Below are 20498 nucleotides of genomic sequence, written 5' to 3'. Positions count from 1 at the left end.
CCGCGATAAGACCAACGGAAATTGTACCCGCCGAGCCAACGTGGACGGCGCGGGCGTGCAAACCACATCGCACCGCACCGCATCGTAGGAGCGCACCAGGGCGCGACGGGGCTTTACCGGTAACACCCCTTCGCGCCCAGGTGCGCTCCTACGCAAAGACCGGCGGGACGTGTACCTGCTCTGCGGCCAGGTGAATGAGACGGGCACACCACGTCGTAGGAGCGCACCCGGGCGCGACGCGGGCCGTGTCGGTAACGCGTCGCGCCCGGGTGCGCTCCTACCAATCGCTTTATTTGTGCCGCGACTCCAACAATGCCACTGCATCGCCCAGGCCCAGGCCGCGCGCGCGCAGCAGCACGATCAGGTGGTACAGCAGGTCGGCGGATTCACCGAGCAACTCCGCATCGCCCTGCACCACGCCCGCCAGGGCGGTTTCCACGCCCTCCTCGCCCACCTTCTGCGCGATGCGGCGGATGCCTTGCTCGAACAGCTGGGTGGTGTAACTGCCATGCGGCCGCTCGCGCTCGCGCGTGGCGATCAATGCATCCAGGCTACCGAGGAATTGACCGGGCGCGCTCGGAAAACAACTGGTGCGACCCAGATGGCAGGTGGGACCATGCGGACGCGCCAACACCAGCAACGTATCGGCGTCGCAATCAGCTTCGATCGAGACCACGCGCAACACGTTGCCCGAGCTCTCGCCCTTGGTCCACAAACGCTGCTTGCTGCGGCTGAAGAAGGTGACTTCGCCGCGCTGCTGCGTCACTGCCAACGCCTCGGCATTCATGTAGCCCAGCATCAGCACGCGCAGATTGTCGGCATCCTGCACGACGACCGGCAACAAGCCATCGCCCTTGCTCCAGTCCAGTGCCTGCAGTGCGTCGTCGGTTGCCACGGTGTCACTGCCCATCACGTACCTCGATCTGTTGCGCGCGCAAAAATTGCTTGAGTTTCGGGATCGGAATCGCGCCGCTATGAAACACACTGGCGGCCAGGGCGCCGTCCACATCGGCCTGGTCGAACACGTCGGCAAAGTGCTGCAGTTCGCCGGCACCACCGGACGCGATCAACGGCACCCGACACAGCGCACGCACCTGGCGCAACTGCGCGATATCGTAGCCGCGCCGCACGCCGTCATTGTCCATGCAATTGAGCACGATCTCACCGGCGCCCAAACGCTGCGCTTCGGCCACCCAGTCCAGCGTGCGCATCGGCAGCGCCTGGGTCTTGCTCGGATCGCCGGTGTAGCGACGTACCCGCCACTGGCCGTCTTCTTCGCGAATGGAATCGATACCGACCACCACGCATTGCACGCCAAAGGCATCGGCCAGTTCGGAAATCAGCTGTGGGCGGCCGAGTGCAGGCGAGTTGATCGAAATCTTGTCGGCACCGGCGTGCAACACCGCACGCGCCGTCTCGACATCGCGGATGCCGCCGGCAACGCAAAACGGAATGTCGATCAGCCGAGCCACACGCTCGACCCAGGTGTAATCGACCGAGCGCCCTTCCGGGCTGGCGCCGATGTCGTAGAACACCAGCTCATCGGCGCCCTGCGCGCGATAACGCAATGCGAGTTCGACGATATCGCCCATGTCGATGTGGTCGCGGAACTTGACGCCCTTGACCACGCGCCCATCGCGCACATCCAGGCAGGGAATGATGCGACGGCTCAACATGCCAATGCGTCCTTGAGATCCAGGTGACCTTCGAGCAAGGCCTTGCCCAGCACGATGCCGGCGCAGCCCGAGGCCTTGGCCGCGGCGACGTCGGCAAGATTGCGCGCGCCGCCGGAGACCTGCACCTGCAGCTGCGGCGTGAGTGCCCGCAGATGCGCGTACAGGTCCATGTTCGGCCCGGACAACATGCCATCGCGTGCGATGTCGGTGCACAGCAGGTGCTGCAGGCCGGCCTGCGCATAGCGCACCGCCAATTGGTCCAACGTGGCCTCGGCCGCTTCGGTCCAGCCATGCACCGGCAGCTGCCACACACCCGCCGCATCCTGGCGCGTGTCCAGCGCAATGGTCAGGCGATCCGCACCAAATTCCTGCAACCACGCAATCACGGTGTCGCTCTCGCGCACCGCCAGCGAGCCGATCACCACGCGCGCCGCACCCGCATCGAGGATGCGCGCCACATCGTCGCGCGAACGCACGCCGCCGCCGGTCTGCACCTGCAAGCCGGTGGCGCGCGCAATCTCGCCCAGCGTGCTGGCCAAGGTGTAGCCACCAGCCTTGGCCGCATCCAGATCCACCAGATGCATCCACTGTGCGCCGGCATCGGCAAACGCCTGCGCGCGCGGCAGCACATCGTCGCCATACTGGGTTTCGCGCGCGTAATCGCCCTGCAACAAGCGCACCACGCGGCCGTTGCGGATATCCAGCGCCGGGTAGACGGTAAAACTCATGGGAAGCTCATCTCAAGAAAATTGCGCAGGATGCGGGCACCGGTCTCGGCCGAGCGCTCCGGGTGAAACTGCGCGCCACAGCGCAGGCCTTGCTGCACCACTGCAGTGAACAAGCCGCCGTGATCGCAGGCGGCCACCGTATCCGGGGTGACTGGCGCGGCATAACCATGCACAAAATAGGCGCTGGCGCGTTCGGGCAGGCCCGCCAGCAAGGCCGATTCGCGCATCGGCACCAATTGGTTCCAGCCCATATGCGGCACGCGGATGCCGAGCGCGGGCGTCATGTGGCGCACCACACCCGGCAACAGGCCCAGACATTCCACATCGCCTTCTTCGGAACGCTCGAACAGCAGCTGCATACCCAGGCAGATGCCGATCAATGGCACCTGCAACTGGCGCAGCGGCTCGATCAACCCTTGTGCGCGCAGACGCTTCATCGCTTCCGGTGCCGCGCCGACGCCGGGCAGGATCACCCGATCGGCGCCCTGCAAACCGGCCGCATCGCGCACCAGTCGGGCTTCCACGCCGAGCCGTTCCAGTGCGTAGCGCACCGAGCCCAGATTGGCGCCACCGGCGTCGATCAGCGCAAGGTCGGTCATAGCGCGCCCTTGGTCGAGGGCAGCGCCGTGCCTTCGCGACGGATCGCCTGGCGCAAGGCGCGTGCAAGCGCCTTGAAGCACGCCTCGACCTTGTGGTGATCGTTCTCGCCACGCACGCTCAGGTGCAGGTTTAGGCCGGACGCATCGCAGATGGAACGGAAGAAATGCGGGACCAGCTCGGTGGGCATATCGCCCACGCGTTCGCGTTTGAAGTCGCCATCGAACACGAAGTACGGCCGGCCGCTGAAATCCAGCGCCGCGCTGGCGATGGTTTCGTCCATCGGCAAGGTAAACCCGTGTTGCGCACCCTCGCCCGCCGCAAGCCAAGGGCTTTCGGCCGGATCAAACCCATAGCGGCCAATTCCGCGCTTGTTGCCCAGGGCTTCGCGCAGTGCCTGGCCCAGCGCCAGGCCGGTGTCTTCGATGGTGTGGTGCTCATCGATATGCAGGTCGCCGGCGGCGCGGATATCCAGCGCAAAGCCACCGTGCTTGCCGATCTGCTCCAGCATGTGATCGAAGAACGGCAGACCGGTGGCGGTATGCGGCTCGGCGACGCGATCCAGGTCCAGCTCGACACGGATCTTGGTTTCTTTGGTATTACGCTGAACCACCGCACGCCGTGGCGCATCTGCCAGTTCGTGCGCGATGCCCGGCCAATCCCAGTCGCCGCCGAATTCGTCGGTGCGTAGCTGGAAGCCGCGGATGTTGAGGTTCTGCGCAAACTGGATATCGGTGAGGCGGTCGCCCACCATCGCCGAGCGCGCCCAGTCGATGGTGCGGTCTTGCAGGTAAGGCACCATCAGCCCAACGCCGGGCTTGCGCGTGGGCGCGTTATCGGCCGGCCAGCTGCAGTCGATCAGCACCTCGCGGAACTCGATGCCTTGGCTTGAGAAGATCTGCAGCATCAGGTTGTTGGGGCCATCGAATGCGGCGCGCGGATAGCTCTCGCTGCCCAGACCGTCCTGATTGGTGACGATGACGAACTGATAGCCGGCATCGCGCAGCTTGAGCATGGCCGGAATCACGTTATCGACAAAGCGCAGCTTCTCGTAGGCGTCGATCTGGTAGTCGGCCGGCTCGGTGATCAGCGTGCCATCGCGGTCGACAAAAAGGATCGGGGTCATGCGGCCTCCTGCTTGCGCTGCAGCGCGCCAAGCACGCGTTGGTTCTGCTCGACCGTGCCCAGCGTGATGCGCAATGCATCGGACAGGCGCGGCACCGCGCGTTGATCGCGCACCACCACGCCGGCTTCCAGCAGCGCCTGGAAGGCAGCCTCGGCGTCGTCGAAACGCACCAGCAAAAAGTTACCTTGAGACGCATACACCTGGCGGACGCCGGCAAGCTGCGTCAATGCCACGCGCACGCGCTCACGCTCGCTGCGCACCTCGGTAATGCGCCGGCGTGTGACCTCCAGTGCCGGCGCAGACAACGCCTGCTCGGCCATCACCGCGCACGGCGTGGGCACCGGATACGGGGCCTGGCAGCGTCGCAACAAGGCAATCAATTCGGCATTGGCGATCAGGCAGCCAATGCGTGCAGCGGCAAGCGCATGCGCCTTGGACAAGGTGCGCAGCACGGCAAGATTGTCGTAGCGGCTCAGCAGCGCAACTGCAGACGGCACGTCCGAAAATTCGCCGTAGGCCTCATCGACAACCACCAATGCTTTGCCCTGTAGCGCCTGCACTGCGACTTCGATGTCATGCAACGCAATCGCCGACCCCGCCGGGTTGGAGGGCGAGCACAAAAACACCAGTTTCGCCTTCGAGGCCAGTGCTGCTTCGACGATGGCGGCGATGTCTGCATGGAATCCATCGCTGCCATCGACCAGCGGCACCTCGACCAGCGGCGCATTCTGCAAGCGCGCGCAGACCGCATACATGCCAAATACCGGTGGCGTCACCACCACTGCATCGCGCTCGGGCACGCACAGACCGCGCACCAGCAGGTCGATCGCTTCGTCGCTGCCGCGGCCAATCAGCAGTTGCTCGGGCGCACAGCCATACAGTTCTGCCAGCGCCACGCGCAGGCCCTTGGGTTGCGGGTCGGGATAGCGTCGCGTGCTGCCGTGGGGATCGGCCGGGTTGCCCCAGGCCGATTCGTTGGCGTTGAGCCAGACATCGCCCTGCAATGCGCTGGTGCGGGCCGACGAATAACCGGCAAACGCACGCAGGTCTTCGCGCACCAACTCAAGAATCGATGGCGTGCTCATGCCGCCACTCCCATGCGCAGCGCCACCGCATTGGCATGCGCATCCAGGCCTTCGGCGCGCGCAAGAATCAACGCGCACTCGCCGATGCCATCGATGCCAGCCTTGCTCGCCGCCTGCACGCTGACCATGTTCTGGAAGCTGGCTACGCTCACGCCGCTATACGCGCGCGCCGCGCCGCTGGTCGGCAACACGTGGTTGGTGCCGCTGCAGTAATCGCCCAAGGCTTCGGGCGTGTAGTCGCCGAGAAATACCGAGCCGGCCGCTTCCACCTGGTTCAACCATGCGCGCGGTTCGCGCAGCGCCAGAATCAAGTGCTCGGGCGCATAGCGGTTGCTGATCACAAATGCCTCGTCCAGCGATTGCACCTTGATCAGCCGCGACTGCGCCAGCGCCTGACGGGCGATAGCGGCACGCGACAGCTGCGCCAGTTGCGCATCCAACTCCACTTGCACGGCGGCAATCAACGCATCGCTGTCGGACAACAACAAGACCTGCGAATCCGGGCCATGTTCGGCCTGCGACAGCAGGTCGGCAGCCACAAAGGCGGGCTGCGCGCCGGCGTCGGCAATCACCAACACTTCCGACGGACCGGCCGGCATATCGATCGCTGCCGCGCCGGATTGCGCCACCTGCTGCTTGGCTTCGGTGACGTAGCTATTGCCCGGCCCGAACAACTTGTCGCAGCTCGGTACCGATTCGGTGCCATAGGCCATCGCGGCAATCGCCTGCGCGCCGCCGAGCTTGAATACGCGGCGCACGCCGGTGAGCTGCGCGGCCACCAGCACTGCCGGATCAACGCTACCGTCCTTGCGCGGCGGCGTGCACAGCACGACCTCGCGACAGCCGGCCAGACGCGCGGGAACGCCGAGCATCAACGCGGTCGACGGCAACGGTGCGCTGCCGGCCGGCACGTACAGCCCCACCCGCCCGATCGGCCGCACGATCTTTTCGCAGACCACGCCTGGTGCGGTTTCTACTGCATAACCTTCGCTCATGCCGGCGCGGTGGAAGGTGTCGATGCGTGCAACCGCATCCTGCATGGCCTGGCGCAGCTCCGGTGCCACGGCGGCCTCGGCGGCAGCGAATTCGGCCGCGCTCACTGCAAAACTGTCCAACGACACGCCATCGAAACGTGCGGTGATTTCGCGCAATGCTGCATCGCCACGGGCACGCACATCGCTGATCAAGCTGGCGACCGCGTCGCGGGTCTGTGTGGCCACGGTCTGCACCGGGCGCGTCAGGGCGTCGGTACGCGACGCGCTATCGAGTTGGGACCAATCGAGAATGTTCATGCCAACGAGCGCTCCACTGTCAGCACCATCAAGCCTTGCGCACCTGCGCGTTCGAGTTCTTCCAACCGTTGCCAGGTCACCGCGCCGTGACACATGGTCTGCAGCCGCAGTGCGCCGTTGCCATCGTCCGGCAGCTGTACCAGCGGGTCGGCATCGGGCAGCAGACGGCGTAGCGCATCCACGTTGCCGTGTTCGGCACGGAACATCAGCAGTTTGCTGTCGCGCAACTTGAGCACGCCGTCCATGCGTCGCAGCAGCATCGCCAGCAACGCGGCGCGCGCATCGGCTGGCTCGCGTACCGCGCCGGCCAGCACGGCCTCGCTTTCCATCACCAGCTCCACCGGCTTGAGCTGATTGGCCGCCAACGTCGCGCCGCTGGACACCAGGTCGCAGATCAGGTCGGCAGTACCCAGGCGCGGTGCGATCTCCACCGAACCCGACAATTCCACCACCGCCGCATCGATGCCCTGCCGCTCCAGCCAGTCGGCCAGGATCGCCGGGTAGCTGGTGGCGATGCGCTTGCCTGCCAGTTGCTGGATGCCCTGCCAGTCCCACTCTTCCGGCACTGCCAGCATCAGCCGGCACTGGCCGAAACCGACCCCGCGAACAGCGTGGTACGCAGCCGGCAAGCCAGCGCGACGACGCGACGACGCCTGCTCGTCCAGTTCGTTCTGGCCCACGATGCCCAGGTCGCAGACGCCGTCGGCAATCAGGCCCGGGATGTCGTCGTCGCGCACCAGCAGCAAGTCCACCGGCAACGATTCGCCATAGCAAAACAATTTGTCGCGGCTCTGCCGCCAGCTCAGCCCGCAGGCGGCCAGCAGGCTGCGCGCCGGCTCGGCCAGACGGCCGTTTTTCTGGATGGCAATACGCAACCGGTCACGTGCCGGCGCTGCCGTGGAAGCACTCATCTTGTTCTCTCAGTGGGAATCGACAGGGCGCGACGACTGCTCGCGCAAGGCCTCGGCATAGCCGCCGGCGCCATGATCCAGGGTGCGCGCAACGCGCCCGATGGTGGTCACGCTGACCTGGGTCAGCTCGTGGATTTCGCGGTACGGCACGCCCTTGATCAGCAGCGGCACCACCCGCCAGCGGTCTGCCATGGCCTCCAGCTCGGCGGGCGTGCACAGATCGCGCAGAAATGCCTCTACCGAACCGGGCTCGGTCAGGCATGCCAGTGCATCGGCCAGCATCTTGAGGGAGGCGGCGACGTCGGTGGTTTCGCGGGGAGCGGGTCGTTGTTTCATTGCGTTAATGTAATAGCGTGTTAGTACATTAACGCAAGCGGATATGATTGTCACCCCGTTCGGGTCTCGGGAATCGAGGGCGTTAAGGCTGACGCGTTACAACGATCGTTCGGCACCCGGCAGTCACTGCAAGACCGAAACAGCTGGTATGACGATCACAAATGGTGACTCAGCCGGCCTCCCCGACGAGCATCTCCATGGCGGCACTGCCCTAAAAAGCGCCGTGCCCCTTCGGTGCCGAGGGACCCCACAACACGTGCCAGGACACTGCCTCACTCTTCAGTGGCGCTAGCGGCGCCTTATCGATCTGCCATCGATGACAGATCACCAACAAGGATTCGACCGTCGCGGGATCCACCGGCACGGTCAATTCCAGATGCAACTGGCGCCCTCTGCCTTTGACACCAACGTAGGCCGGTAACGCTGCGAGCCAGCTGAAAAACTGCTCTTCGTCTTGCTGCGCGAAGAACGCCGGCCCGTCCAGCACGATTTCGATCGAGTCACGCATCAGCTGGAGCGAACGCCCCCGGCCACCAACATCGCCTTGGCCTGTTCCAGCTCCACCTGCAGCGTGCTCGCCAACTCTTCGCGCGCCACATCGAACTGCTGCTCGCGCACCAGGTCCTTGACCGCCACTACGCCGCGCGCGAGTTCGTCGTCGCCGGCCAGCACCACAAAGCGGATGCCGGCGCGGGCGGCATACTGGAACTGCTTGCCGACCTTCTTCGGCTCCATCTGCACTTCGGTGTTGATGCCGCCAATGCGCAGCCGGCGCGCGATATCCAGCGCGTCGTCCAGGCGGGTTTCGTCCATCAGCGCCACCATGGCCTGCACGCTGCTTTCGGCAATGCCCTGGATCAGGCCGGCCTCGCGCAGCTGCCAGAACAGGCGGGTCAGGCCGATCGAGATGCCCACGCCCGGCAGCTTGGACTTGGTGTAGTGGCTGGCCAGGCTTTCGTAGCGGCCGCCGGAGCAGATCGAGCCGATCTGCGGGTGGTCGGTGAGCGTGGTTTCGTAGACGGTGCCGGTGTAGTAATCCAGCCCGCGCGCGATCGAGAAGTTCAGGCAGTACGCGCTTTCCGGCACGCCCAGCGCCTTGACCAGCTCCAGCACCTCGCGCAATTCGGCAATGCCCTCACCCAGCGTCGCACTCGCGCCGACCGAGGCTTCCAGCGCCTGCAACTGCGCCAGCGCATCGGCATGGCCGCTTGAGCGCACCGCCACGAAGGCCAGGATCTTGGCGACCTGCTCGGCAGCAATGCCGAAGCCCTCGCCCACCAGAGTGTCGCGCACGTAATCGGCGCCGCGCTTGTCGATCTTGTCGACCTCGCGCAACACCGCCAGCTGCAACTCGCCTTCGGCCACGCCCAGGCTTTCGAAGAACCCGCGCAGCAACTTGCGGTTGTTCAACTGCACCTTGAAATCGCCGATGCCCAGTTCGGCAAACACCGCGTGGATCACCGCCAGCACTTCGGCGTCGTAGCGGATGCTCAGCGCATCCTTGCCGATCACATCGATATCGCACTGGTAAAACTCGCGGAAACGCCCGCGCTGCGCACGCTCGCCGCGGTACACGCGCTGCATCTGATAACGACGGAACGGGAAGCTGAGATCGTGCTCGTGCTCGGCGACATAGCGCGCCAGCGGCACGGTGAGGTCGAAGCGCAGCGCCAGCTCCGGCAAGCCGCCGTTTTCGGCACCGTCGTCGGCTGCGGCAGCCGCATTGGCCAGCGCGCCGGTGGACTGCACGAAATAGACCTGACGTTCGGTTTCGCCGCCGGATTTGGTCAACAGCACATCGGAAAGCTCGAACACCGGGGTCTCGACCGGCAGGAACCCGAACCGCTCGTAGTTGCGGCGAATGACGTCCAGCATGCGCTGGAACGCGATCTGCTCGCGTGGCAGCAATTCCATGATGCCGGGCGGCGTACGGGGCTTGATCACGAGCGAAACTCCTGCAGAACGACTGGGGCGAGCCGGCAATTCTACCGGCTGGGCGGCCGCGCTGAGCGCATGGCGTATCATCGATCTGCGTCCCAGGCAGTGCGTGACCCATGTATCGGCAGCTTTCAGACCCCAGCGTGACCTGCCCGGCGCCCGGCACCGCATCCGGCAGCGACGCGCGCAGCTCCGATTGCGCGCTATGCGCGGTCCGCGGCCGTGCGATCTGCGCGGCATTGTCGCCGCAGGAAATGGACGCACTCGATGAGGCCACCACTGCGTCCAGCTATGCACCCGGCAGTACGCTGGTGCGTGCCGGCGATGCGCGCCAGCACGTCTACACCGTCACCTCCGGTGCCTTGCGCCTGGTGCGCACGCTGGCCGACGGCCGCCGCCAGATCACCGGTTTCGTGCTGCCCGGCGACTATGTGGGGCTGACCGAAACCGCGCAGCACCGCCACGACATCGAAGCCATGATCGACAGCCGCGTGTGTCGTACGCCGATGGCGCAGATGCGCCAGTTGCGCGATCGCTATCCGCATCTGGAGCGCAAGCTGCTGCAACGCGCCAGCATGGAACTGGCCGCCGCGCAGGACACCGGCCTGCTGTTGGCGCGGCTGCAGCCCAGCGAACGGTTGGCGCACTTTCTGCTGCGTCTGGCCGCCCGCTCCACCCAGCCCGGCGCCAGCGGCGACACCGTGGCGCTGCCGATGAGCCGCGGCGACATCGCCGACCATCTCGGGCTGACCATGGAAACGGTGAGCCGCACCTTCACCAAACTCAGGCAGCAGCAGCTGATCGCGCTGCCGCAACTGCAGCTGGTGCAGATCCTGGACTACGCCGCCCTGCGCAGCTTGGCCGGCGACACGGTCTGAGCGCTATCTGGTCGATGGTGGTTGAACAATTGGTTTGATTGCATGGCCGCACCACTGCACGTTGGCGACGACGCGGCGCCAGTACGGTGGCGGTTACGAAGACAGCTGTGTGCTGGCCGGATGGCGGCACGCAATGCGACAGCGCCGATGCACTCAACTCACGCCGGCCGTGTACTCAACTACGTTGTCGAATCACGACGCAGCGCACGACACTTCAACGCCCACCCGCACTTGCCACCGATGCACCGCAGCCACTGCTGAGGAGCTGCGACTGCCGCAACCAGGCACGATCCGGGTAATAGGCGAACACGAACGCGCCCTCGCGCAAGGTGTCGATCAGCTGCCTGGCCACTGCCGGCCGCACTGCCGGGCAGCCAAGGCTGCGGCCCAGCCGACCCTGGCTGCGGATGATGGCCTCGCTGACGTAGGGCGCGCCGTGGATCACGATGGCGCGGTCGCGCGCGTGATCGTTGAAACCCGGCTCCAGGCCTTTGAGCCGTAACGAATAGCCGTTATGGCCGGTGTAGGACTCCTGCGCGGTAAACGCCCCCAGGCTGGACTGGAAGCTGCCGTCGGCGTTGGAGAACTTCGCGGCCAGGTTCTCGCCGGTATTGCGCCCGTGCGCCACCCATTCCTGGAACAACAACCGCTGCCGCGCCAGATCGAACACCCATAGCCGGCGTTCGGTCGACGGCCGGCTGTAATCGATGACGCTGAGCACACGCTCATCGCCCACCTGCTGGCGTTGACGCGCGCATTGCAACGCTTCGGTGGCCAGCGCCAGAACCTGGCGGTCCAACGATGGCGCCTGACGCGCCAAGGCATCGATCAGCCCCGCACGCGGCGCGCCCAACGGTGACACCGGGGACGCAGCCATGGTATCGGCCGCCACGGCCGTCCCCGCCGCTGCCCATCCGCACAACGCGGCGGCAACGACAATCACTCGATAAGACATGCAGCAACCCACATCGAACGCGGCGCCACGCCGGGGCCGCACCCCGATAGAGATAGCCCCATGCGCGGCACTTTCCAACCCCGGCTGGCTGAACGCGTTTGGCTCAGCCCGCATCCGCAAGCAGGCGCTGCCGGAACACAACGTAATCCGGCGCCAGCGCTTCGGCGTGTGCCGGACGTTGCAGCAGCGCCGCCAATGCCGGCGGCACATCGACCGCGCGGCCGATCAACGGCTCCACCACCCCTTCGAACTTGGCCGGGTGCGCGGTGGCGGCCACGGCCCAGTCGCCGGTCACGCCCTCGGCACCTTCGGCACGCAGGTGCTCCAGCACATGCACTGCGGTGGCGGTGTGCGGGCAATGCACTTCGCCGTAACGCGCATAGCGCTGCTGGATGGTGTGGCTGATGGCCGCATCGTCTACCGACAGGGCGCGGAAAGCCTCGCGCAACGCCGCATCATCGCCTTGGTACAACCAGCGCAGCCGCTCGAAATTGCTTGGTGCACCCACGTCCATCGCATTGGCCAGGGTCGCCACGCTGGGCTGCGGGGCGTAGTCGTCGCCGGCAAAGTAATCCGGCAACACGTGGTTGGCGTTGGACGCCAGCGCGATCGTGCCCAACGGCACCCCGAGCGCGCGCGCCAGGATCGCGGCCAGCCCGTTGCCCAGATTGCCGGTGGGCACCACCAGATTCAGCACACTGCCCGCCGTCGCCTGGTGCTGCAGGGCGGCATGCGCGTAGTAGCTCATCTGCGGCAGCAAGCGGCCCAGGCTGATGCTGTTGGCCGAGCTCAGCGGCACCTGCGTCTGCAGCGCTGGGTCGCTCAAGGCCTGCTTGACCATCGCCTGGCAATCGTCGAACGAGCCGGCCACCCGCAACGCCTGGATGTTGTCGCCAAAGCAGCCCAGCTGATGCGCCTGACGCGGCGACACCCGCCCGTCCGGGTACAGCACCACCACGCGCAAGCCCGGCTGGCGATGGAATGCCGCCGCCACCGCAGCGCCGGTATCGCCGGACGTGGCCACCAGAATGGTGAGCGGGCGGTCTTCAGCACGGCGCAAGCGGGTCAGGCAGGCAGCCAGGAAGCGCGCACCGAAATCCTTGAATGCAGCGGTGGGGCCATGAAACAGCTCCAGCGCGTAATCGCCGGGCGTGGCCAGCGCCACCAGCGGCGCCGGGAAATCGAACGCCTCGGCGCAGATGGCGGGCAACTCGGGCGCCAACGCATCGCCTTCAAAAAACGGCTGCAGCAAGGTGGTGGCTGTCGCGGCCAGGTCGGCACCGGCGGCCAGCGTGCGCGCCGGCGGCAAGGTCTGCGGCACATACAGTCCGCCATCGGGGGCCAGGCCGGCGGCAATCGCCTGGCTCAGACTTGCGGCGGGTGCGCCGCCACGGGTGGAGATGAACATCAGCGTGACTCCAGGCAAAAACAGGACCGGGCGTGACCCGGCAATGAAATGATCGAGGCAATGGACATGGCTGGCGCGGTTGCTGCGTTCCGCCGAATGGTCGCCTGCGCGCGCCGGCGCGGCGCTATGCTGCGCGCACCTTTCCGTGGAGTCGGCAGATGATCAAGGTCAGTGTGATGTACCCCTACCGCGAAGGCGCCCGTTTCGACCACACCTATTACCGCGACCAGCACATGCCGCTGGTGGCCGCGCGCATGGGTGCGGCCTGCCTGCGTTACACGGTGGACAAGGGACTCAGTGGCGGCGAGCCGGGCAGTACCCCGGCCTTCATCGGCATGTGCCATATCTTTTGCGACTCGGTGGAAGCCTTCAACGGCAGCTTCGGCCCGCACGCGACGGAGATCCTGGGCGACATCGCCAACTACACCGACCTCAGCCCGGTGATGCAGATCAGCGAGGTCGTGGTGGAATGAGGTGCTTGCAGCGTGTTGCGTGGTCCACACGCCGCACGCTGCATCCTGCCGAGCCGGGACATGCAGATGCCGGCTCATTCGATCAGCCGTGCGGCCGGGCTGGCGATCGGCGACACCCAGGACTGACTCTCGAACCCGGCAGCGGCGAAGGCAGCCTGCACCGCAGGCGCAGCGGCTTGCGCGGCGGCGCGCGTTTCGAACCAGGCAAACAGGCTGGGGCCGGCACCGGAAATGCTGGCGCCCATTGCGTCATGCTCCAGCGCAGCCTGCTTGGCGGCGGCAAAGCCGGTGATCAATGGCGCACGGCGTGGCTCGACCAGGACATCGCGCAAGCCGGCACGAACCAACTCGGCATCGCCGGCATGGCAGCCCGCCAGCACCAACGCAAGATTGGTGCTCTGCGCGACAAACTCGCGCAATTGATAATCGCCGGCCAGAGCCTCGCGCGCACGACGGGTTTCCAGTACGGCGTCCGGGTGCACCAACAGGCTATGCCACGCCGCTGGCACCGCGATCGGCACCAGCCGCTCCAGCGTGCACAACACCAAACCCCCTAAAAACAGCGGCCCCAGATTGTCGCCATGCCTGCTACCGCTGGCGACGGCTTCGCCATCGAGCGCATGCTGATACAACTGCGTCGTGCTCAACGGCGTGTCCAGCAGCGCGTTTGCCGCCACCAACGCGGCTACGCACGAGGCTGCCGAGCCGCCCATGCCCGAGCTCAGCGCAATGCCCTTGTCGATCTCCACTTCAAAGCCGTAAGGCAGCTCCAATGCAGCGCGCAGCGACATCAAGGCGGCGCCGGCTGTGTTGCGCTCGGCATCCAGCGGCAACGCGACGGTAGTGCCGCGAATGGCGGCGATGCGTACCACCGGCGTATCGATGCGACGCACCGTCACCGTATCGCCCACGCCATCGACCGGATACCCCAACAGGTCGAAGCCCACGGCGACATTGGCAACCGATGCCGGGGCGAAGGCGCGCGCTTGGTGCAGAGCGCCCATGCCGAACGACACACCGCTTGCTTGCGCATGCGCGACTGCGGATTGACCGCTCACCGCCTGATTCACAACCGCGCCCCCTCGCCCGCCGCCACGCGCAGCAGATCGGCAAAGACACCGGCCGCGGTAACTTCCGGTCCGGCGCCCGGACCCTGCACCACCAGCGGGTTTTCGCAGTAACGCCGCGTGGTGAACTGCACCACGTTGTCGGTCAGACGCAGATTGGCGAACGCATGATCGGCCGGCAGTTCCACCAGGCCCACGCTGGGCGCGCGATCGGGCGGCAGCTGCGCGACATAGCGCAACACATTGCCGCGTGCGCGCGCATCGGCCAGCCGTTGCGCAAACCCCGCGTCCACGTCCTGCAGATGCGCCATGAAGTCATCCACACTGGCCTGACGCAAGGTTTCGGGCACCAGGCTTTCCACGTTGACGTCTTCCAGGCTGATCGCGCGCCCCGCTTCGCGCGCCAAAATCACCAGTTTGCGGGCCACATCCACGCCCGACAGATCGTCGCGCGGGTCCGGCTCGGTATAGCCCATGCCCCGCGCCTGGGTGACCAGCTCGGAGAACGCCACACTGCCGTCGTATTTGTTGAACAGCCACGCCAGCGTGCCGGAGAAGATGCCTTCGATCGAGGTCACCGCATCGCCGGTATCGACCAGATCGCGCAACGTGGTGATCACCGGCAGGCCTGCACCCACGGTGGCCTCGTAACGGAAACGCGCGCCACTGGCATCGGCTGCCGCACGGATCGCCTCGTAGCGCGCCAATGGGCCGGAGCCGGCTTGCTTGTTCGGCGTCACCACGTGGATACCGGCCGCCAACCAACCCGCATAGCGGTCGGCCACTTCGGCACTGCCGCTGCAATCGATGATCACCGTATGCGGCAGATGCGCAGACAGCAGATGCGTGGTGAACCGCTCCAGATCGGTCGCGGTGGCTGCGGACGCGAAGGCATCGCGCCAGTTGCCCACCAGACCGCGCTCGTCGAGCAACATGCGTCCGCGCGACACCACCGCACGCAAGCGCAGGTCGATATTGGCCTTGCCCAGCAATTGCGGCTGCGCGATGCGCAACTGATCCAGCAACGCCGCGCCCACATTGCCCGGCCCGATTACGCCCACCGAGAACGTCTGCGGCGACAGCCAGAAGCCTGCATGCGCCGCGCGCAAGGCCTTTGTCGCATGTGCCGCATCGATGGCCACCGAGATATTGCGCTCCGACGAACCCTGCGCGATGGCCAGAATATTGACCTGTGCGCGCCCCAGCGATTCGAACAAGCGCGCAGCAACACCCGGCTGGCCGGCCATGCCATCGCCCACCGCCGCCAACACGCTGATGCCGGTGGTCAACTGCACACGCTGCACCTGGCCGACGGTGAGTTCGTGCGCAAACGCCTGCAACAACGCATTGCGTGCACGCTCGGATTCGTGCTGTTTGACCACGCAGCAGATGGAATGTTCGGACGAGCCCTGCGAGATCATCACCACCGACACCTGCGCCGTCCGCAGCGCCGCGAACACGCGCTCGGCAGTGCCTGGCACGCCGATCAAACCAGTGCCTTCCAGATTCAGCACCGCCAGGTCGGGACTGAGCGTCAACCCCTTGATCGGCCCGCTCACCGCGCTGCTGGCGGTGATGCGCGTGCCCGGATGTTCCGGCTGGAAGGTGTTGCGGATGATGATCGGCAAGCCGCGCTCGATCGCCGGCGACATGGTCTGCGGGTGCACCACCTTCGCACCGAAATAGGCCAGCTCGCAGGCCTCGTCGTAGCTCAAGGTTTCCAGCTGCACCGCCTCGGGCACCACGCGCGGATCGGCCGACAGCACGCCATCCACGTCGGTCCAGATATGCAGCTCCTCGGCATCGAACAAGGCAGCGAAGATCGCGCCGGAATAATCGCTGCCGTTGCGCCCCAGCGTGGTGATCCGGTCGGCGCGGTCGCGCGCCACAAATCCGGTCACCACGACCCGCGTCTGCGGATGCGCCTGGCGCCAGGTCGCAAGCCGCTGCGCGCTGACATCCCAGTCCACATCCACGCCGAGCTCACCACGGTTGACCACCAGCACATCGCGCGCATCCAGTACCGCGCAGTCTTCGCCGATGGCGCGGAAGTGATCGCCCAGCAGCTGCGCCGAATACACCTCGCCCAGTCCCTGCACGCGGTCGAGCACCTCGCGCGGCAACTCGCCGATCACCGCCAAAGCACCCAGGATCTGCGCCAGATGCTCGAAGCGTTCGTCCAGCCACTCCACCGTTGGCCCCGAATGTTCGCCGAGCAAGGCCACCGCCGCACCGCGATGGCGCGCGCGCGTGTCATGCCAGCGCTCGCGCCACTCCGGGCGGTCCTGCGAAGCCAGCTCGGCCAGTTCGATCAAGGCATCGGTGACACCTTTCATCGCCGAAACCACGGTGACTTGCACGGTCTCCTCGCGCGCCAGCAACAGGCGTGCAACATGCCGATAGCGCTCGGCATCGGCGACCGACGTGCCGCCGAATTTGTGCACGACGGTGCGTGCGGAAGAGGCGGCAACAGCAGCGGGTTCGAGCGAAACAACAGGCGATGACATCGACAGACCTCGTTAGGGAGGCCCCGTCCGCATCAGATGAGGGAGGAAAGCCCCCGCATCCTGATCCGGGTGCGGGGCCGTTGTTTTCGGAAGTTACGCGAAGACGACGGGCCGCACCGGGCGAATGGTGACGGTGGTAATGGTGGTAATGGTGGTGGTAATGCCGGCCACGCCCGCACCCGGCCGCAGTAGCGGCTGACAGAGAAGCGAAGCGGTGGCGCAGGCGTTAGGCATGTACGCAAAAGACATCACCGGGCCGAGGCCTGTCAAGCATTGCGTGAATGCGCGCTTGCGCCCCGATGATCGCGTGATCAGAAAACCTTGCTGGACAGTGCTTTAAGCAATCCCTCGGCAAGCGATTGATTGCTATGGAAACTTTTTAGGCAGTGGCAAGACCGTTGCTTGCGCAGCCCACGTACCCGCGGAAAGGGCGTCGCGGCAAGCAGATCTTCGCGCGCAGCTCTGTTCGTGCGCTTAACCTATCCCGCCTGGAACTCGGCCAAAGCGCCTTGAGCTAGCTTGCTCACAGAGCGCCAGGGTTGAGCTGCCACACCGCGTAATTCAATGCCGCTGCAAAGCTGACCCATAACAGGTACGGCACCAACAGCCACCCGGCCAACCGTTGCCGCTTGCCGAAGGCGGCAATCGTGCAGGCCAATGACAGCCACAGCGCCACGATGTCCGCGAATGCCCACGCCCCCTGATGCCACGCAAAGAACAACCAGCTCCACAGCCCGTTCAAGCCCAACTGCAGAACAAATAGACCAAGCGCTCCCCGGCACGCACGCCATCCCCCGCGTCGCCACACCAGCCAGGCCGCCACCGCCATCATCCCGTACAACGCCGTCCACACCGGACCGAACAACCAACCGGGCGGCGCCCACGCCGGCCGCGCCAGTCCCGCATAGAAGGTGGCCGCCTGGATGGACGCCATCGCACCAAGCCCGGCCACGGCATAGCACAGTGCCAGCCACCCAATCAGCCCGAACCACTGCCCTTTCTTAAACATCATCACGGCATATCCCAGAGTGAAAAACGAGGCGCTGATGCCGCACTCGCAGAAGCCGCTAAACTGCCATAACGGCTGTCCAGACGGTGCAAATGCTGCTGTCGAGAGTTTCAACGGAGGCTACCGGCGCGGCGTGCTGGACATGCACATCTTCCGCACACCGAGCGAGTTGAGCGAGCAGACCGAGCATTGGCTGAACGACTAGAACGAACAGACACCGCACGACAGCATAGGCGGACTAACGCCCGCCGAGTTTCGTGGTCAACATCAACCGCGGACCTCTAAATTTCATGTGGTACTGAATTGCGGGGAGTCGACACCTGCTGATGAAGTTGTCGTAATTGACGAAGCGCGGGTCGGTCTCGATCAGGTAACGACGGCCCGGCCCATTGCTGCGCCAAGCGTTGATGCCGCCGAGGCCGACTGCCGCGCGCCCCATGGCAGTACGATCGGTGGCGTTGCCATTGGACAGGCGATACAACCCGCCGATGGGCAGATCGATCTGCGTCAGCGAGGTCTGGCCGCCGCCAACGATGTTGGCGAAGGGGATGGTGGCGGGGTCAAACACGTGTGCGGGTTTCGTTCGCACCTGCGGTGACACCGGTACCGGCAGCGGTGGTCTGAACATTCGTCTGACTCGACGGTGCTACGCACCAGGCCGCTGTCATCGGAGATCATCGGTGCGACCGACATCTTGACGATGCCGCTTGATGTGGCGAGCGTGGCGTCCTGCGTATTGGTGCCGACTTGCGTGCCGGTGCTGCCGCTGGTGCCTGTCGCAACGCGGATGCTGCCGGCGCTACCGCTGGCACGACCGTTCACCACAAGGCTGCCAACAGTTGCTGCGGTCTGGCGGGTACGGCCGCTCAGGCCGCCTTGTGCACCGATGCCGTTGAGCGCACTGCCGCTGATGCTGCGCCTTGCTGCAGGTCATGCTGGCGGTCAGGGCCGCTGCTTAATTACCTCCGTCCCTAATGTTCGTGCCTTGCCTTTCGCGGGCTCACGCGCATGGGGATCTATTTATGCCACCAAATCACTTGACGCCGTTCCGATGGGGGTGATAAAGCAGTCTGGCTCCGGTTTTCATGGATGGCGCTCAACCCAAGGACGTCCTCCCGATGTCCAAGCAAGAATCGAAGCAGCATGGTACGACCGGGTCTTTCCGCCTGCTGAGCCGTAACCTGGCACGCGAACTGACCGATGCAGAACTCAATGCCGTCTCTGGTGGCACCACATCGCGGACCCGCCTTGCGGCCGCGGAGGCAAGCTTAAGCAACATCATTGACGATGAGGATGCCTGACGCAGTACGCCCTCCCTTACGGTTTGTGACATGAATGATGGAGCGTCGTTATTGTTTCGCATGGGTGTGGTCGTGATGCTGACCGGCAGCAGTTTGCCGGTCAGCGCTACCGCCGCTGCGCCCGTGCTGCTGGAGCAGGTCCCGTCGGATGCGGTGGTTGATCTTGCATCGCTGCAGTGGGTTGCTCCTCGGTTCTCCGCCGACGCGGCCGAGCGTGCGCGATGGGATTCGCTGCTCGCGTGGGCGCGAGGTCCGGCAAGCGAGGCGGAGACACAACGTCTGCGAAAAGCGTTTGCGGACCGTGGCGTGGATGCGTCGGCGCTGCCGCGCGGATGCTATGGCAACCATCGATGCGCGCTGGTATTCAGCGCCGAGGCCACGGCAGCTGATGCTGCTTCATTGGACGCGTTTGCTACTGCCGCGCGGCAGGCGCAGCCCTATGTGGCTACGTATCGGCAAGTCGCAACCTCGGTCGATGCCGTTCACAAAGTCCGTGACGACGTGGATTCCGCCACCAAGGATGCCAAGGAGCTTGGGCGTCGATTCGCACAGGATCAAGTGTTGAGATACGCCTTTGATTCGCTACCGGGTCATGGTGAGGAAGCGATCGGCACTCCCACGTTTGCCTTATATGCATTTGCGCTCGAGGCGGACCTGCGCTTGCTGGACGACAGCAATATCTTGTACGCCCAGGAGCAGATTGCCCGCTACGGAGGTTGGCCTGCGCCGCCGAGGATCAGCGAGGACATGCAGCAGCAACTGTGGGCGCTCGTGCAGCACGGCGACCATCGCCCTGAGCTGCAGTACGACGCGCTGCAGGCCCTGCAGCGGAGTTACGAGGGTCGTGCCCTGCCCCGTCAGTATGCTTTCCTACATGATCGGGTGATGCTTAAGTTGACCGGCAGGCAGCGTTACGGCACGCAGGTGACGTGCGTCGACGGAAAGCGTGTGGCGCAGCCGCTTGATGGCAGCGGTGATGTGGACGCGCTGCGCACGAGCGTGGGGATGGCTTCGCTCGCAGATTATCTCAAAGACTTTCCGAGTTGCACTGCGGCACCATGATGCGGGAGCTTGGGATGCCCTGAGGCTGTAGCCCGGATGGAGCAAAGCGCAAGCCGAGGCTGTTGGTGCATGACATCGGCAAGTGCGTTGCATCGTTCGCGCGCACAGAGCCACGGAATGCGCTTCGCTCCATCCGGCCAAGGATTGTC

The 20498-nt window shown here is 65.4% G+C and carries 20 protein-coding genes and 2 pseudogenes; 5 read left to right on the top strand and 17 right to left on the bottom strand.

Annotated elements, in window-relative coordinates; all coding sequences use genetic code 11:
* Positions 1-289: 289 nt before the first annotated feature.
* The 11 genes from hisIE to hisS form a co-directional block, all read right to left on the bottom strand.
* A complete protein-coding gene (gene hisIE / locus ACZZ0O_RS15780) occupies positions 290-910 on the bottom strand; it encodes a bifunctional phosphoribosyl-AMP cyclohydrolase/phosphoribosyl-ATP diphosphatase HisIE (RefSeq protein WP_104615444.1) in 621 nt (206 codons plus the stop codon).
* A complete protein-coding gene (gene hisF / locus ACZZ0O_RS15775; RefSeq protein ID WP_463591222.1) occupies positions 900-1676 on the bottom strand; it encodes an imidazole glycerol phosphate synthase subunit HisF in 777 nt (258 codons plus the stop codon). Before hisF ends, hisIE begins: the two co-directional genes overlap by 11 nt.
* Positions 1670-2404 carry a 1-(5-phosphoribosyl)-5-[(5-phosphoribosylamino)methylideneamino]imidazole-4-carboxamide isomerase gene (gene hisA / locus ACZZ0O_RS15770; RefSeq protein ID WP_463591221.1) on the bottom strand — a complete coding sequence of 245 codons (735 nt, stop codon included), beginning with the start codon at positions 2402-2404 and terminating at the stop codon, positions 1670-1672. Before hisA ends, hisF begins: the two co-directional genes overlap by 7 nt.
* Positions 2401-3003 carry an imidazole glycerol phosphate synthase subunit HisH gene (hisH, locus tag ACZZ0O_RS15765; protein ID WP_055846408.1) on the bottom strand — a complete coding sequence of 201 codons (603 nt, stop codon included), beginning with the start codon at positions 3001-3003 and terminating at the stop codon, positions 2401-2403. Before hisH ends, hisA begins: the two co-directional genes overlap by 4 nt.
* Positions 3000-4127: a bifunctional histidinol-phosphatase/imidazoleglycerol-phosphate dehydratase HisB gene (hisB, locus tag ACZZ0O_RS15760; RefSeq protein ID WP_463591220.1), complete on the bottom strand. Its 1128-nt coding sequence runs from the start codon at positions 4125-4127 to the stop codon at positions 3000-3002. The genes hisH and hisB overlap by 4 nt, the downstream gene beginning before the upstream one ends.
* Positions 4124-5212 (bottom strand): histidinol-phosphate transaminase, encoded by a 1089-nt coding sequence (gene hisC / locus ACZZ0O_RS15755; RefSeq protein WP_463591219.1) that lies wholly within the window; start codon positions 5210-5212, stop codon positions 4124-4126. The genes hisB and hisC overlap by 4 nt, the downstream gene beginning before the upstream one ends.
* Complete coding sequence (gene hisD, locus ACZZ0O_RS15750; RefSeq protein ID WP_323539273.1) at positions 5209-6504, bottom strand: histidinol dehydrogenase; 1296 nt, start codon at positions 6502-6504, stop codon at positions 5209-5211. The genes hisC and hisD overlap by 4 nt, the downstream gene beginning before the upstream one ends.
* Positions 6501-7415 (bottom strand): ATP phosphoribosyltransferase, encoded by a 915-nt coding sequence (hisG, locus tag ACZZ0O_RS15745; RefSeq protein ID WP_055846396.1) that lies wholly within the window; start codon positions 7413-7415, stop codon positions 6501-6503. Before hisG ends, hisD begins: the two co-directional genes overlap by 4 nt.
* Before the next feature lie 9 nt (positions 7416-7424).
* Positions 7425-7751, bottom strand: coding sequence for a YerC/YecD family TrpR-related protein (locus ACZZ0O_RS15740; RefSeq protein WP_055846394.1), 327 nt, complete (start codon positions 7749-7751; stop codon positions 7425-7427).
* Between the two features lie 211 nt (positions 7752-7962).
* Positions 7963-8259, bottom strand: coding sequence for a hypothetical protein (locus ACZZ0O_RS15735; RefSeq protein WP_115527666.1), 297 nt, complete (start codon positions 8257-8259; stop codon positions 7963-7965).
* On the bottom strand, positions 8259-9695 hold the full coding sequence (hisS, locus tag ACZZ0O_RS15730; protein ID WP_115527665.1) for a histidine--tRNA ligase: 1437 nt from the start codon (positions 9693-9695) through the stop codon (positions 8259-8261). The genes ACZZ0O_RS15735 and hisS overlap by 1 nt, the downstream gene beginning before the upstream one ends.
* 248 nt (positions 9696-9943) lie before the next feature.
* Here hisS and ACZZ0O_RS15725 point away from each other — a divergent pair, with 248 nt between their 5' ends.
* Positions 9944-10567, top strand: coding sequence for a Crp/Fnr family transcriptional regulator (locus ACZZ0O_RS15725; protein ID WP_193552615.1), 624 nt, complete (start codon positions 9944-9946; stop codon positions 10565-10567).
* 214 nt (positions 10568-10781) lie between these two features.
* Here the strand turns inward: ACZZ0O_RS15725 and ACZZ0O_RS15720 are convergent, their stop codons facing one another.
* Together ACZZ0O_RS15720 and thrC are read right to left on the bottom strand one after the other, a co-directional pair.
* The gene (locus ACZZ0O_RS15720) at positions 10782-11522 is read right to left on the bottom strand and encodes a murein L,D-transpeptidase catalytic domain family protein (protein ID WP_323539271.1); all 741 of its coding nucleotides are present in this window, start codon (positions 11520-11522) and stop codon (positions 10782-10784) included.
* 103 nt (positions 11523-11625) lie between these two features.
* The gene (thrC, locus tag ACZZ0O_RS15715) at positions 11626-12930 is read right to left on the bottom strand and encodes a threonine synthase (RefSeq protein WP_463591218.1); all 1305 of its coding nucleotides are present in this window, start codon (positions 12928-12930) and stop codon (positions 11626-11628) included.
* Positions 12931-13088: 158 nt separating this feature from the next.
* Between thrC and ACZZ0O_RS15710 the strand changes: the two genes are divergently transcribed.
* Positions 13089-13403 carry an EthD family reductase gene (locus tag ACZZ0O_RS15710; RefSeq protein WP_055846374.1) on the top strand — a complete coding sequence of 105 codons (315 nt, stop codon included), beginning with the start codon at positions 13089-13091 and terminating at the stop codon, positions 13401-13403.
* Between the two features lie 74 nt (positions 13404-13477).
* On the opposite strand, the gene ACZZ0O_RS15705 is transcribed toward ACZZ0O_RS15710, so the two are convergent.
* The 3 genes from ACZZ0O_RS15705 to ACZZ0O_RS15695 form a co-directional block, all read right to left on the bottom strand.
* Positions 13478-14473, bottom strand: a complete 996-nt coding sequence (locus ACZZ0O_RS15705; protein WP_463591217.1) for a homoserine kinase — start codon at positions 14471-14473, stop codon at positions 13478-13480.
* Positions 14470-16977 (bottom strand): bifunctional aspartate kinase/homoserine dehydrogenase I, encoded by a 2508-nt coding sequence (thrA, locus tag ACZZ0O_RS15700; protein ID WP_115553616.1) that lies wholly within the window; start codon positions 16975-16977, stop codon positions 14470-14472. The genes ACZZ0O_RS15705 and thrA overlap by 4 nt, the downstream gene beginning before the upstream one ends.
* Before the next feature lie 523 nt (positions 16978-17500).
* The gene (locus tag ACZZ0O_RS15695; protein ID WP_463592468.1) at positions 17501-17986 is read right to left on the bottom strand and encodes a TspO/MBR family protein; all 486 of its coding nucleotides are present in this window, start codon (positions 17984-17986) and stop codon (positions 17501-17503) included.
* 91 nt (positions 17987-18077) lie between these two features.
* Between ACZZ0O_RS15695 and ACZZ0O_RS15690 the strand changes: the two are divergent.
* Positions 18078-18275, top strand: a pseudogene (locus ACZZ0O_RS15690) (integrase core domain-containing protein); the annotation flags it as partial.
* Positions 18276-18308: 33 nt separating this feature from the next.
* Here the strand turns inward: ACZZ0O_RS15690 and ACZZ0O_RS15685 are convergent.
* Positions 18309-18904: pseudogene (locus tag ACZZ0O_RS15685) on the bottom strand (hypothetical protein); the annotation flags it as partial.
* Positions 18905-19104: 200 nt separating this feature from the next.
* Between ACZZ0O_RS15685 and ACZZ0O_RS15680 the strand changes: the two are divergent.
* Together ACZZ0O_RS15680 and ACZZ0O_RS15675 are read left to right on the top strand one after the other, a co-directional pair.
* Entirely contained in the window at positions 19105-19287 is a 183-nt protein-coding gene (locus tag ACZZ0O_RS15680; protein ID WP_323539259.1) for a bacteriocin, read from the top strand.
* Positions 19288-19317: 30 nt separating this feature from the next.
* The gene (locus tag ACZZ0O_RS15675) at positions 19318-20349 is read left to right on the top strand and encodes a DUF6624 domain-containing protein (protein WP_463591216.1); all 1032 of its coding nucleotides are present in this window, start codon (positions 19318-19320) and stop codon (positions 20347-20349) included.
* Positions 20350-20498: the final 149 nt, after the last annotated feature.

The organism is Xanthomonas sp. AC360 (assembly GCF_979258225.1).
This window is presented reverse-complemented; position numbering and strand designations above follow the sequence as displayed.

What these genes read in the sequence shown, in the direction of transcription:
- hisIE (WP_104615444.1), bottom strand. Translation starts at nt 910, where the DNA reads ATGGGCAGTGACACCGTGGCAACCGACGACGCACTGCAGGCACTGGAC.
- hisF (WP_463591222.1), bottom strand. Translation starts at nt 1,676, where the DNA reads ATGTTGAGCCGTCGCATCATTCCCTGCCTGGATGTGCGCGATGGGCGC.
- hisA (WP_463591221.1), bottom strand. Translation starts at nt 2,404, where the DNA reads ATGAGTTTTACCGTCTACCCGGCGCTGGATATCCGCAACGGCCGCGTG.
- hisH (WP_055846408.1), bottom strand. Translation starts at nt 3,003, where the DNA reads ATGACCGACCTTGCGCTGATCGACGCCGGTGGCGCCAATCTGGGCTCG.
- hisB (WP_463591220.1), bottom strand. Translation starts at nt 4,127, where the DNA reads ATGACCCCGATCCTTTTTGTCGACCGCGATGGCACGCTGATCACCGAG.
- hisC (WP_463591219.1), bottom strand. Translation starts at nt 5,212, where the DNA reads ATGAGCACGCCATCGATTCTTGAGTTGGTGCGCGAAGACCTGCGTGCG.
- hisD (WP_323539273.1), bottom strand. Translation starts at nt 6,504, where the DNA reads ATGAACATTCTCGATTGGTCCCAACTCGATAGCGCGTCGCGTACCGAC.
- hisG (WP_055846396.1), bottom strand. Translation starts at nt 7,415, where the DNA reads ATGAGTGCTTCCACGGCAGCGCCGGCACGTGACCGGTTGCGTATTGCC.
- ACZZ0O_RS15740 (WP_055846394.1), bottom strand. Translation starts at nt 7,751, where the DNA reads ATGAAACAACGACCCGCTCCCCGCGAAACCACCGACGTCGCCGCCTCC.
- ACZZ0O_RS15735 (WP_115527666.1), bottom strand. Translation starts at nt 8,259, where the DNA reads ATGCGTGACTCGATCGAAATCGTGCTGGACGGGCCGGCGTTCTTCGCG.
- ACZZ0O_RS15725 (WP_193552615.1), top strand. Translation starts at nt 9,944, where the DNA reads ATGGACGCACTCGATGAGGCCACCACTGCGTCCAGCTATGCACCCGGC.
- ACZZ0O_RS15720 (WP_323539271.1), bottom strand. Translation starts at nt 11,522, where the DNA reads ATGTCTTATCGAGTGATTGTCGTTGCCGCCGCGTTGTGCGGATGGGCA.
- thrC (WP_463591218.1), bottom strand. Translation starts at nt 12,930, where the DNA reads ATGTTCATCTCCACCCGTGGCGGCGCACCCGCCGCAAGTCTGAGCCAG.
- ACZZ0O_RS15710 (WP_055846374.1), top strand. Translation starts at nt 13,089, where the DNA reads ATGATCAAGGTCAGTGTGATGTACCCCTACCGCGAAGGCGCCCGTTTC.
- thrA (WP_115553616.1), bottom strand. Translation starts at nt 16,977, where the DNA reads ATGTCATCGCCTGTTGTTTCGCTCGAACCCGCTGCTGTTGCCGCCTCT.
- ACZZ0O_RS15695 (WP_463592468.1), bottom strand. Translation starts at nt 17,986, where the DNA reads ATGTTTAAGAAAGGGCAGTGGTTCGGGCTGATTGGGTGGCTGGCACTG.
- ACZZ0O_RS15680 (WP_323539259.1), top strand. Translation starts at nt 19,105, where the DNA reads ATGTCCAAGCAAGAATCGAAGCAGCATGGTACGACCGGGTCTTTCCGC.
- ACZZ0O_RS15675 (WP_463591216.1), top strand. Translation starts at nt 19,318, where the DNA reads ATGAATGATGGAGCGTCGTTATTGTTTCGCATGGGTGTGGTCGTGATG.